Below are 12856 nucleotides of genomic sequence, written 5' to 3'. Positions count from 1 at the left end.
GACAAAAACCAAAAACCAAGATCCAATTAACCTTTTCTCAGTGTTCTCAGTGCGCTCTGTGGTTAAGAAACTATGCGTGATCATTTCATTACTCTCGAAGCGGCGGAGTCCGACATTCTCGATTGTGCCGCGTACATCGCGGAACGTCAGCCGAGTGCCGAAGGGCACGCAGATGCAATTCGCCTGATAGTCCCGAGGTACCTTGAGCGCGGGAATGTTGATCTCGCGGCGGAGTTGGCGAATGTTGTCAACGATCCGCATTCGCGCGATAAACTGCTGACTCAGATTGCCGAACGTTGTGCTCGTGACGGCGATGATGACTATGCGTTGCAGCTTGCCGATGCGATCGAGGAGGACGGGCTTCGCGATCAGGCGTATGAGAATCTGGCACTGATAAAGGCCGAAAACGGCGATTTTGCAAAGGCGGAAGAGATCGCCGGATCGATGCTGCATCCTGATTATGTGTTCGCGGGTATAGCGTTTCATAGGGCGGCAGCCGGCGATATGGACGGTTCTGACGAGGCCCTGGCGAAGATCGAATTTCCTGCTGCTGAGGCATCCGGACTGCTGCAGATCGCAGGCATGACCATTGAAAAAGGCGACAAAGCCGCAGCGGTTGAATTCATAGATGACGCTCTCGCCGCCGCCGAAGAGATCGAGCACAGCGAAGAACGTATTCGCATGATCGCTGAGGCCGGGCACCTCTATCGCGAAGCAGGTGCTGTGGAACGCTCGGTCGAGGCGTATCTGCTTGCACGTGGAGATGCTGAGGTTTTGACAAACATTCATCGCGATTATTTCATCGTCGTTTGCTCACTCGGCCTGCTCGAATGCGGCGACGAGGATGCTGCGGACGAGACGCTTGACCTGCTGGTTGACAAGACTCAGATCGCTTCCGCGTTGGTCGGTTTCGGGCGTTATTACTGGAAGAACGAGCAAAAGGATGAGGCGATCGAGGCTCTGGACGAGGCTGCCGAGGTCCTGCGATCGCAAAAAGACAACGAGACCCGCGATACGCGTGCACGCAATGCGGTCATCACCTCATTGGCCGCCCAGTTCGCCGGATTCGGCAAAGCCGGAAGCGGCATCGAGATGGCGTTAGAGAATTCCGACCCATCAGAACGTGCGTCCGCGTTGCAGCAGATAGCACAGGTTTGTGCATTGCGCGGTGACGACGAATTCGCCCGTGAGGCCGTTTCGCACACTGAAGAAGAAGGCGATCAGGCATTCGCACTGCTCGCGATGGCCGACGCAAAAGAGAAGATCGACGCAAAAGTCGAGGCGGCATCGCTTGTTGACGAAGCTATCGAACTTGGCCGAAGTGCCCCGCAGGCACTTGTGCGGCCGAACGTTTTTATCGAGGCCGCGTCGCGTTACCGGTCGCTGGGAAATGATGAAAAAGCTCGTCAGGCATTCGCAGATGCTTTTCCCGCGATCGAAGAAATTCGCAGTTCATCGGCACGCTCGGCGGCGCTCGCCGAACTTTCCGCTTTGCAGTCAGCTGCAGGATTTGAGCTCTCTGCAGACGAGAAAGAACGCCTCGGCAGGCTCGCTTTTACAAGCAAGAGCTAGACGTCGTTCGCGACGAGGTCCTCAAAAGAATCGCGTCGGCGAATGAGTTCGACGCTGCCGTCCGCTCGCGTCAGCAGTACCGCAGGCAGAAAGCGAGCGTTGTACTGCATGCCTTGCGCCAGCGAATATGCACCGCAATTCAGGAATGCCAGCACCTCGCCGGGCTGAACATTCTCCGGCAGCAAGCGATGATCGGGCAGTCGCCCGTGGCCTTCGATATCAAAATAAACGTCGCCGCCATCGCAGAGCGGACCCGCGGCCTTGTACGGAGTGTCGTGCGGCTCGCCGGCACGTTCGGCCGAGATGAGTTGGTAATACCACTTGTAAGTTTCCATCGACAGCAGGATGTGGAAACCCGCGTCCGTTAGCAGCCAGTGGTCAGTGGCCGGTGCTGTGTTTTCTGTCGGACGCTGTTTTGCGTTACGGACCGTCGTCAGGCAGATCGCGGCGTCGCCGATGATCGAGCGGCCGGGTTCGAGCAGCAGCGTGATGCCCTCGAGCAGATCGACGGCGTTCTCTTTTTCGGCGGTTTCGCGGACTGCGTTCCAAGCGGCGGCAATGGCGTCGGACGGTTCAAGGTTGGCTGAAAAAAGCTCACGTTGCTCTGCGGGGAAATCGTTCGCCTGTGCATCGTCGCGAAGGTAATTGACCGGAAAACCGCCGCCGAGGTTTATGTGCTGCAGTCTGACGCCGCACTCGCGATATATCCGCAGCATCGCCGCAAATACCTCCTCAAAAGCCTGTACATAAACGACCTCCGAAGGATTCTGTGAGCCGATATGCAGGTGAATTCCGGCTAGGTTCAGGTATTCGGAATCGCGATACTTCGCAAACGCTTCGAACGCCTCCGCCGGCATCATGCCGAATTTTGACGTCAGAAGCGCTGTCTGCAATCCGGAATGCGTCGCCGATTCGATCTCAGGAACAAGGCGGAGGCTGACATTCGCTCGCTTATCGAGCCGGCATGCCGTTTCTTCGATCAACTCAAGCTCGTGGATAGAATCGACCTGAATCGCGTATATGTCGTTCTCTATCGCCAGCTCAAGCTCCCAGACCTCTTTGCTCGATCCGTTGAAATTGATGCGGTCTCCGGTGAAGCCTGCTTTTAGCGCCTTCCAAAGCTCGCCGCCGGAATTCACTTCTAGGTCGCAATTTGCATCGCGAACCGCACGCAGCACGCCCATTGTGGACATCGCTTTTGCGGCGTAGAAAAGTTTCAGCGGACAACCGATCTTATCGCCGACACGCCGCAGCCGGGCGATGTTGTGACGGATACGCGGTTCGCTGTAAATAAAAAGCGGCGTGCTGTATTCGTGTGCGAGGTGGACGGCGTCGTGGCCGTCGATATGAAGGCGGCTTTTAGCCGCGGTCAAATAGGTATCAATTTCCCAAGCCTTGTTCATTCTACTTTCTTCAATTGAATTCCTGTGCCGCGTGGGTGCAGGTTCGGCAGCGTGATCGGAAGCCTGCCGCGAATGTCCTGCGTCCCCAGGATCGACCGTGCCACCGCCATTTGAAGGCTCGGCATATCGCCGTAGGCTACCAAATATGCCTGCATATCGGGAAATGCCGTCAGCAGATAGGGGTTCCCAAAACTGATGCCGACGACCTTTTTATCAGCTCGCAACGCCTCGCGGAGCAGTTCCGCTCCGTTCTCCGGAATGCCGACGCTCGACCGCAGACCCGAACGCACGCGGCCGTAGAGCCCGAAAATGACGATGTCTGCGTCCGCGATCGCGGTGCGTGCCTCATGCGAAGCAATTGCTAGTGAGTTTTCCTGCAGATAGGCCTGTGCAAATCTAAGTCCGCGTGACCTCAGCTCTGCAGCAAAAGGCTGCATCGTTGCCGGCCCGTCAAAGCCGTTCGAGATGCCGAGGACGGCGATCTTTTTGTTTCTGTCGAGTGGCAAAATGTTGTCGCCGTTGCGGACGAGCGTTATGGCTTTCCCCGCGATCTCGTCGGCGAGTGCCTCGGTTTCGATGCCCGATACGGCCTTGTCGATGTGGTCGAGCGGAGTTTGACGGTTGGTAAAAAGCCCGAACTCATATTTCCAAGCAAGCTGGCGTTTGACGGCATCGTTGAGCCGCGGCAACGGAATTCTGCCGCTTGCGACGGCGTGTTTTATGCCGCAGATCATCGCGTCAATATTCTCCGGTTTTTCGAGAATGTCGGTCCCGGCGAGGACGGCACGGACGCCCGCTTCTTCCTGTGTGAAATAGAGAGTGAGCCCGCTCATCGACATCGCGTCTGACACGATCAGGCCGTCGAAACCCATTTCCTTTCGCAGTATCTCTGTCTGCACTTTGTAGGAAAGCGTCGCAGGGACCGTCGCGTTCTCGCTAACTATCTCGGAGCCCGGCTCGGCATCGCCGCCCTTGTAATATGCGAGCGGCCTAATGACCTCGCCGTCGATCTGCGGGAGTGCGATGTGTGCGATCATCACCGAGCCGATGCCTGCTTCGACGGCACGGCGGAAAGGGAAAAGCTCGACGGCATCGAGACGTTCACGCGGCAGATCGATCACCGGCAGACCGCGGTGAGAATCGACGTGCGTATCGCCGTGGCCCGGGAAATGTTTTGCGGTCGCGAGTACGCGTTCGCTTTGCAGTCCCTCGGCGAAAGCGACCCCGAACCTTGCAACGTCCTTCGGATCTTCGCCGAAACTTCGGACGTTAATCACTGGATTTTCGGCGTTGTTGTTAACGTCCAGCACCGGAGCGAAAACGTGGCGTATTCCCAAAGCTTTCGCTTCGCGGGCCGTAACGACGCCCATTCTGCGTGCGAGCTCGGGCTCGCCGGTCGCAGTAACAGCCATCGCCCAGGGGAGATTCACCGCGTCCATGAACCGCATTCCTATGCCGGTTTCGGCATCAAGCGAGATCAGTAGCGGATGTTTTGCCAGCGACTGCATGCGGTTTGCGAGGTGAGCCATCTCGTAAACCGGAGACACAAAAAAGATGATGCCGCCAACCTTGTTTTCGATGACATGGCGGCGGAGTTCGCGAAAATAGGTGCTGTCCTGATTGGCGAAACGCGCCTGAGTGCCGATGTGGATAAGCTGGCCGATCTTCTCGTCCGTGGTCATGGCGCGGAGCGTTCGTTCCGCACGCTGCAGTGACAGTTTCGACGGCCTCAGCGGCGCGGCGGCGATCGAATTAACGAAAACCGCCATCGCAGCGATCAGGAAAATCAGACATTTAACTCTTGTCGATCTCATTTATACGAAGTGCATTGCTTTACGTCTCTGCGTCTCTGCGTCTTTGCGGTTAAAAGAAAATGGTCTGAACGCAGAGACCGCGGAGATCGCAGAGAAACGGAACTTAACTTCTTTCCAACGCTTTCCCGCCTCCAAACACAACACTTACGAGAAATCCGACGGAAAAACATATCGCGGTTCCGATGGGAACGTACCACGTCCACGTGATCGGCGTTAGGTTCCAGATAGCTATCATCGACGCCATCGAAGTAAACATTCCCGCAACGACACCCTGCTGATTCGCCTTTTCTGTCAGCACGCCCAGCAGGAATGCACCAAGCATCGGCCCGTAAATGAGCGATGCGATCGCGAGGCCGACCGTCAGTACCGAACCGACATCACGCGACAAAAATGCAATGCCGATCAATACAACGCCCCAAACTGCGGTCAGCCGACGAGAGAATTTCAGAAGTTCAGCGTCGTCGGCGTCAGGGTTGAAAATGGGCTTGTAAAAATCGAGCACGCTGCTCGACGCGAGTGCATTCAGCGAACTGCTCAGCGTGGACATTGCCGCCGCGGTCAACGCCGCGATCATCAGCCCGGCGATGCCGACCGGCATATGTTCTACGATGAAACGCGGGAAGACCTCGTCGTTCTTCGCGAGTTCGGTTGCCATCGGGAAGTGCTTGTAGAAAACGAAGAGCATCACGCCGACGAATAGCAGCAACGCGAATTGAAACAGGATCACAAAGCCGCTCGTGACGATCGCTTTCTTTGCATCGCCTTCATTTCGGCAGGCGAGAAGCCGCTGGACGATGATCTGATCCGTTCCGTGCGAGGCGGTAGTCAACGCGATGCCGCCGATCAGCCCGGCCCAAAATGTGAACGGCACTGTCGCATCAAACGCGAACGAAATGAACTCGAATTTACCCGCATCGGCCGCGACCGAACTTATCTCCGCCCAACCGCCGGGAATCGCGTTCCATATAACGACAGCGGCGATCACCGCACCCGAAACGTATATCACCAGCTGAACGAGGTCCGTCCACAGCACCGCGATCAGCCCGCCCTGATATGTGTATATGAGCGTCAGAATGCCGACAGCAAGTATCGATATGGCCGTCAAATAGCGAAGTTCAGGCAGCGTTACCGCGAGGACGGCGCTTATGACAATGGACGCCGCAAACGTACGCACGCCGTCACCGACCGCACGCACAACGAGGAAAAGCGACGCGGCGAAATTCTTAGCTGCGGTGCCGAAACGTTCTTCGAGCAGCTTATACGCGGTCTGAAGTTCGCCCTTGAAATACGCCGGAACGAACAGCAGACTGACGATGAAACGCCCGATCACGTAGCCCGCGACGATCTGCAGGAACATGAAATTGCCGCCTTGTTCAGGTCTCGCAAAACTGCCGTATGCGATCGCGGGAATTCCGATCAGCGTAAGCGTGCTGGTTTCGGTCGCGACGATCGACGCACAGATAACCAGCCAGTGTGTATTCCGCTTTCCGATGAAATAATCCGAGGCGGTCGTCTGTGCCCGACGGAACGCCACGCCGAGAGCCGTAACGCCGACGAGGTAGCCGATTATTATTGCGAGGTCGATGAAGCGCATCTGCGGCTGTTTGTTCTGTGCAGAATCTGCTGTATATTCAATCACACCCGTTCATTCGACGCGAAACCGCACGCAACGATATGGAGATAAAGCAGTTAAAAGCGTTTCTCGCAATTGCGGAAACACGCACTTTCACCGCCGGTGCCAAAAAGCTTAGCTTGACCCAGGCCGCTATCTCGATGCAGATACGCCAGCTAGAGGAACAGGTCGGCGCGCAGCTGTTTACGCGCACGCCGCGTCGCGTGATCTTGACGGAAGCGGGCGAAATGCTGTTGCCGCGTGCGCGTGCGATATTGCGCGAACACGACGCCGCGATCGCCGAGATAAAGGAACTAAAAGGCGCGGAACGCGGACGATTGCGTATCGGTTCGGCGTCGGGCGAATTCGCGGCGGTGCAGCTTCCGTCGATACTGCACGGCCTCATCACGGCGTTTCCGCATGCCGAAATTTCCGTCGCCGCCGCCACCAGCCACGCCCTTATCGACCGCATCACGCACGGCGAACTCGATATCGCATTCATATCGCTGCCGGTCGACAATCCGCTGGTCGAAACGCAGGTCGTGCTTGCGGACAAGCTGGCGGCGATAGTTCATCCGTATCATCCTTTTGCAAAACTTCGATCGATAACCGCCGAAAAGCTCGCCGCCGAACCACTGATCCTCGGCGAAAAAGGCGGAAACACACGGCGTATGATCGACGCATTCTTCCAAATGAAAGGCGTCAAACCCAATGTGGCGATGGAGCTTTCGCGTCAGGAGGCCGTCACGCAGATGGTCGAAAAAGGCCTCGGCGTCGGCATCGCAGGTGCGAAATCGGCCGCAGGCGAGGTTCGCAGCGGACGGCTCGCAACCTGTGCCATTGAGGACGCGGAACTTAAGCTCGAACTCGGCCTCGCACGGCTCCGCGGCGGCCACGTATCGCCGATCGCTGAGGAATTCGTGCGGCTGTGCGTCGCGAGTTTCGCCGAACGCGAGAAGGAGATGAAAGCGAGAAGGTGAGACTTGGAGAAGAGGAGACTGAGAGACGGGGAGACTGGGAGACAGGGAGACAGGGAGACAGGGAGACAGGGAGAGGTTGTAATATGTTCCGCTTAGTTTCAAGAATTCCGTTTCTCTTGATCGTCGTTTCTTCTCTGTGTCTCTGCGTCTCTGCGGTGAATGTCCTTGCTCAGGGGCTACCCGTGGCAAAGCCTGCCGCGGTCGGCATGGATGCCGGCAGACTCGACCGAATCGAAGCTCTTGTACTCGCGGACATTGCTGTGAAGAAACTGCCCGGTGTGGTCGTTCTGGTCGGCAGAAAAGGCAAGATCGTTTATCGCAAGGCGTTCGGCAATCGCTCGCTCGTGCCGACCTTTGAGCCAATGACGGTCGATACGATATTCGACGTTGCAAGCCTGACAAAGCCCGTCGCGACAGCCACTTCGATCATGATCCTGATCGAACAGGGGAAACTGCAGTTGAATGACACCGTCGGCAAGTTCATTCCCGACCTCGAGGACGATCAGTTAAAAAGCGTAACGATAAAGCAGCTTCTCACACATACATCGGGGTTGAAGCCAAGTTTTGACCTCAGCGAAAAATGGACCGGCCGCGACGGCATGCTCGCCGCACTTAAGAAGGAAAAGCTCCGAAATCCGCCCGGTACAAAGTTCGTCTATTCGGATATCGGGTTTATGACGCTCGGCGAGATCGTGGAAAGGGTTTCAGGGGTTTCTTTGGATGGGTTTGCCGCTGTCAGTCTTTTCGGACGCCTCAATTCTGTTGATTCGACGTATAGACGGCGCGAGGGCTTTAGGCTTAGCTCGCCAATGCTCGATCCGAGTGAGGTCATAAAGGCATACGAATTAACAAGATATGCCCCGACCGAAACGGTGAAAGGTCAAAGGAGCTATTCGGGAAGCAACTTCTCTTTAGAAGAATCTGTTGGGAACGAAATGCTTCGCGGCGATGTTCACGACCCGACCGCATTTCGCATGGGCGGTGTTGCAGGCCACGCGGGGCTTTTTTCGACGGCAGACGATCTGGCTCGTTATTGTCAGATGATATTGAACGGCGGCGTCTTGTCAGAACCACCTGCGGTAGCGGGTGGTTTGACGCGAAACTCAAAGAGGCCGATATCTGTTCGTCAACCACCCGCTACCGCAGGTGGTTCTGACGGGCGTCGTATTCTTTCCGCACAGACCGTCGCGATGATGACAAGGCCTTACGTCGTTTCCGAAACAGGTGCGACCCGCGGGCTCGGTTGGGACATGAATACCACCTTCTCACGCAATCGCGGTGAGCTTTTCCCGCTGGGTTCTTTCGGGCACACGGGTTTTACAGGCACTTCAATATGGATCGATCCGACGTCGGAAACCTTTGTCGTTTTCCTTTCCAACCGCGTTCACCCCGACGGTAAGGGTGATGTCGGCGACCTGCGTGCGAAGGTCTCCACCGTCGTCGCGTCCGCAATAACAGACATTCCGCTCGAAAAATGGCGCGAAGCCGAGGCTCGGTATTACGCAGCCGTCAACGCCCAACTCGCGGCATTCCCAAAGACGCCGCCGCCGAAATAAGAGCGAATTCCTACAGACTTTGCGTCACTTTGCATACTTCGCGGCTTTGCGGGAAACAGATCTTTTCACCCGCGAAGACGCAGAGCCCGCCAAGCATCGCAAAGTTGATCCGCGGAAGTTCCAAAATCGTAAAATCGCCTTTGTCGCGATACGTTAATTTCTGTAAAGAAATGTAAAACCTGCCCTCAGCCGCTTGTTTTTGACGTAAAATCTTCGTGGTATGGATAAGGTCCTTATCATCGACGACGACGAGGAACTCTGCGAACTTGTCTCGGAGTATCTGGGAGTCGAAGGGTTCGAGATCGATTCTGTCAATGACGGAGCGGCGGGTCTCGAACGCGCGCTGTCTGGCGATTATGACATGGCGATACTCGACGTGATGCTGCCGAAAATGAACGGCTTTGACGTTCTTCGCAATCTCCGCGAGCAGTCCAAGCTGCCGGTGATCATGCTGACGGCCCGCGGCGATGATATGGAACGCATCGTCGGCCTCGAGATCGGGGCAGACGATTATCTGCCGAAACCTTTTAATCCGCGAGAGCTTGCGGCTCGTCTGCGTGCAGTGCTGCGTCGGACAACAGTTACTGAGAATGGCGATGCGGCAAGCGAGAAATTGGACGTTGACGGCATCGAGCTTTCGCCCGCGTCGCGGACGGCGATCCTGAACGGCGAGGAACTTAATCTTACATCGGTCGAATTCGAGCTGCTGCACGAATTGCTCAAAGAGGCCGGTAAGGTCGTCCGTAAGGAAACTCTGAGCGAGAACGTGCTGGAGCGGAAACTGTCGCCGTATGACCGCAGCTTGGATATGCATATCAGCAATCTCCGTAAAAAGCTCGGCAACCGCGAAGACGACAGCGAACGAATTAAGACTATCCGTTCGGTCGGTTATATTTACACCGTAGTATGAAGCTTTTCGTAAAGATCTTTCTCTGGTTTTTGCTCGCCATCTTCGCGACGATCGGCGTGATGACCTACATTACCCGCACCTTTCAGACCGAGCCGATGTCGAGCCGCATGGAACGCTCGCGGCGTAATCAGATGACGATCTTCAGCGGAACGGCGACACAGATCGCCGCCGCAGAAGGCGAGGCCGGCCTTAGGGCGTTTTTGACAAGGCTTCGCGACACAGATCCGCCGCGAAAAGTAGATCTGGTAGAGACGAACGGCAGCCTTTGGTTTGGTGACAGCGGCGAAATGGCAGGTTCGGCGGACGTTGTCAGCCGTGCGCTCTCGTCGGGCGTTATCGAATTGCAGTCTGACGAAGAAAAGGCTCTCGGCGCAGCTCCCGTGGATTTTCCCGATGGGCGCCGTTTGGTGCTCGTCATTCAATGGGACCGTCAGGCACCGCCGGCGTTGTTCTTCGGTTCGACGACGGGTTATTTGCGTCTTGCCGGACTTATCGCGACCGCGATCATTGCGTGCATACTTCTCGCGTTCTACATCACTTCGCCTATCCGCAAACTGCGTGAGGCGGCGAAAAGGCTTGCCGAGGGCGACCTTGCGACGCGAGTCGCCGGCAAGATCGGCCGCCGGCGAGACGAGATCTCGGACCTTGCCCGCGAATTTGACAGAATGACCGAGCGGATCGAATCGCTCATAAACAATCAAGTGCGTTTGAACCGAGATATATCGCACGAGCTTCGTTCGCCGTTGGCTCGAATGAATGTCGCCCTGGAGATCGCGCGATCCAAGGCTAACCCTGAAACAACGCCGATCCTGAACCGTATCGAATCAGAATCCGAGCGGCTTAATGATATGATCGGCCGTCTGTTGACGCTCGCGAAATTGGAAAGCGGCTCTCACGACATTGAGAGCCTGCGTATCGACCTGGACGAACTTGTTAAGGACGTCGCCGCTGACGCCGATTTTGAGGCTCGAGGAAAGGGTCGCTACGTTAACGTGTCAAAGGCCGATCATTGCGTTGTCCTCGGTAGTGAAAATCTGCTTCGAAGTGCCGTTGAAAATGTGTTGAGGAACGCCGTGCGCTATACAAAAGAGGGTACGGCGGTCGATGTTTCGGTCGTACGGCAGAATGGCAAGGCAGTGGTCACGGTCGCCGATCACGGCGGCGGCGTGCCTGAAGATGAACTGAAAAATCTCTTCCGCCCGTTCTATCGTGTAGGAGAGGACAGAACCCGCAGCACGGGCGGGATAGGTTTAGGACTTGCCATTGCAGAGCGTGCGGTAAATGCTCACAAGGGAGCAATTTCCGCACGCAACGAGAACGGCGGCCTTGTCGTAGAGATCAAGGTCGATGCCGTTAAGAACGGAAACAATTAATCAGCGGATCGTGCGGCGATGAAAGACCGCACCGCCAAGATCACAAAGATCAAACACAGCAGCCCCGTCACTATCATCGAGATAATGGCGGGGCTCATCGTCAGGCTGCCGGACCTTCGCACAAGTTCGGCCGACATTCCGATAAAACCAAGCAACGCGACCAAAACGGACGCATGCATCAGGTGTTTGCGAAGGTTTTCCTTCATTCCCGCAACCAGCCCGAAAATCGCCATTGGTATCCCGAAGAAAGCCGGTATCGCGGCCGTAATGCTCGCCATGCCGCTCATAAAGTAGCCGATGAGTCCGATCAAAGTAAGAAGTATTCCTATTGCTAGTGATAATTTAGGCATCTTGTTAGTTCAGAGGTGTGTCGATCAGCTTTTGCAGCCTTTCGGCCAGAGCCTTGTCCAATGCATCCAATTTGATCTTCTGCTGCCTAGCGAGATCAAGCCTTCCTTGCGCCCTGTAAACTATGCCGACGCCGTAAGTGGCGCCTGCATGCTGCTGATTCAGTGACAGGACCTTGTTGTATGTTTCCAGGGCAAGCGGCATCTGGTTCGTGTTGTAGTATGCATCCGCGAGGTAAAGCCAGCCCTGCTGGTAAGTCGGACTGATCTCGACAGTCTTTTTGTAATGCGGTATGGCCTCGGTATATTTCCGGTCATTATAGAACGAATTGCCGAGCCCTAAATGAGCCGTCGTGAACCTGGGATCGATCCTGATCGCGTTGTTGAAGGCAGCCTTAGCCTCCGGATAACGTTTTAGCTCGTTCAAGACGTCGCCCGCGGATTTGTACGCTGATGCGTTCGACGGGTTGAGCCTGGTCGCTTCCTGGTACATTCTGAGAGCATCGTCAAAGCGTTTAAGGTCGTAGTAATTCTCGCCGAGTTCATAATGTGCCCAGCCGGTCTTGTGGCCAAGTGCGATCGCCTTTTCGAACATCTTTGTCGCATCGGCGGGCCGCTTGAGTTCATTGTAAACTACGCCCAGTCGATATGGCGTCACGCTGTTCTGCGCGTCGAGTTCCATCGACCTCTCGAGATCTTTAGCAGCGAGTGGAAAATTCTTCTGAAGTTCGTGGGCGATCCCCATTTCGCGATAAACGCTCGCGTTGTTAGGGTCGTAATCGAGAATCTTGCGGTACTCTGCTATCGCTTCCGTGTACTTGCCGGCATAGTCAAGTGCATTCGCCATGAAAAGCCGCGCGTCCGTGTATTGCGGCCTGAGGCGTACCGCGTCTCTATAAGCCGCAATCGCTTCGTTATATCGTTTCAGTTCGTAATAGCTGCTGCCGAGCCAGCGATAGTATTCGGGGACGTCGGCCTTTATCCGAATTGCTGCCTGAAAATCATTGATCGCATTCTGATACTGTTTCAATTCGAAATAGCACAGGCCGATGTTGAAAGGAGCCGAGGGTTCATTCGGCATCAGCTGCTGAACACGGCGGAATCCTGCAATTGCGGACTCACATTTGCCGGCACGCAGATCTGCGAGCGCTTGGTCAAAAATAGCTTTTCCATCCTGGGCGGACGCAATTGCTGCAAGCAAGAAAATGATCGAAAGAGCGACGGTTACAAGGCGATGGTTCTTCATTGGATGAACTCCTTGAGGAGAGAATATCAGAAACTTCAATATG

At 55.7% G+C, this 12856-nt stretch carries 10 protein-coding genes; 5 read left to right on the top strand and 5 right to left on the bottom strand.

The genetic code is table 11. From position 1 onward, the window contains the following. The first annotated feature begins 72 nt into the window (after positions 1 to 72). Positions 73 to 1572: a hypothetical protein gene (locus IPM50_03720; GenBank protein QQS33703.1), complete on the top strand. Its 1500-nt coding sequence runs from the start codon at positions 73 to 75 to the stop codon at positions 1570 to 1572. Here the strand turns inward: IPM50_03720 and lysA are convergent. The 3 genes from lysA to IPM50_03705 all read right to left on the bottom strand — a co-directional run bounded on the left by lysA (position 1569) and on the right by IPM50_03705 (position 6428). Further along, positions 1569 to 2975: a diaminopimelate decarboxylase gene (lysA, locus tag IPM50_03715; GenBank protein ID QQS33702.1), complete on the bottom strand. Its 1407-nt coding sequence runs from the start codon at positions 2973 to 2975 to the stop codon at positions 1569 to 1571. The two genes, IPM50_03720 and lysA, sit on opposite strands and share 4 nt — an antisense overlap. After that, positions 2972 to 4789 carry a glycoside hydrolase family 3 C-terminal domain-containing protein gene (locus IPM50_03710; protein QQS33701.1) on the bottom strand — a complete coding sequence of 606 codons (1818 nt, stop codon included), beginning with the start codon at positions 4787 to 4789 and terminating at the stop codon, positions 2972 to 2974. Before IPM50_03710 ends, lysA begins: the two co-directional genes overlap by 4 nt. Before the next feature lie 103 nt (positions 4790 to 4892). After that, positions 4893 to 6428, bottom strand: a complete 1536-nt coding sequence (locus IPM50_03705; GenBank protein QQS33700.1) for a sodium:solute symporter — start codon at positions 6426 to 6428, stop codon at positions 4893 to 4895. Positions 6429 to 6463: 35 nt separating this feature from the next. Here IPM50_03705 and IPM50_03700 point away from each other — a divergent pair, with 35 nt between their 5' ends. The 4 genes from IPM50_03700 (at position 6464) to IPM50_03685 (ending at position 11220) form a co-directional block, all read left to right on the top strand. Then, on the top strand, positions 6464 to 7381 hold the full coding sequence (locus tag IPM50_03700; GenBank protein QQS33699.1) for a LysR family transcriptional regulator: 918 nt from the start codon (positions 6464 to 6466) through the stop codon (positions 7379 to 7381). Positions 7382 to 7464: 83 nt separating this feature from the next. Further along, the gene (locus IPM50_03695) at positions 7465 to 8937 is read left to right on the top strand and encodes a serine hydrolase (protein QQS33698.1); all 1473 of its coding nucleotides are present in this window, start codon (positions 7465 to 7467) and stop codon (positions 8935 to 8937) included. Positions 8938 to 9157: 220 nt separating this feature from the next. Next, positions 9158 to 9847: a response regulator gene (locus tag IPM50_03690; GenBank protein ID QQS33697.1), complete on the top strand. Its 690-nt coding sequence runs from the start codon at positions 9158 to 9160 to the stop codon at positions 9845 to 9847. Next, positions 9844 to 11220 carry a HAMP domain-containing protein gene (locus IPM50_03685; protein ID QQS33696.1) on the top strand — a complete coding sequence of 459 codons (1377 nt, stop codon included), beginning with the start codon at positions 9844 to 9846 and terminating at the stop codon, positions 11218 to 11220. Before IPM50_03690 ends, IPM50_03685 begins: the two co-directional genes overlap by 4 nt. Here IPM50_03685 and IPM50_03680 read toward each other — a convergent pair. Beyond that, a complete protein-coding gene (locus IPM50_03680) occupies positions 11217 to 11570 on the bottom strand; it encodes a hypothetical protein (GenBank protein ID QQS33695.1) in 354 nt (117 codons plus the stop codon). The two genes, IPM50_03685 and IPM50_03680, sit on opposite strands and share 4 nt — an antisense overlap. A 4-nt stretch (positions 11571 to 11574) precedes the next feature. Continuing rightward, the gene (locus IPM50_03675) at positions 11575 to 12813 is read right to left on the bottom strand and encodes a tetratricopeptide repeat protein (GenBank protein QQS33694.1); all 1239 of its coding nucleotides are present in this window, start codon (positions 12811 to 12813) and stop codon (positions 11575 to 11577) included. Positions 12814 to 12856: the final 43 nt, after the last annotated feature.

The organism is Acidobacteriota bacterium (genome assembly GCA_016700075.1).
GTDB lineage: Bacteria > Acidobacteriota > Blastocatellia > Pyrinomonadales > Pyrinomonadaceae > OLB17.
This window is presented reverse-complemented; position numbering and strand designations above follow the sequence as displayed.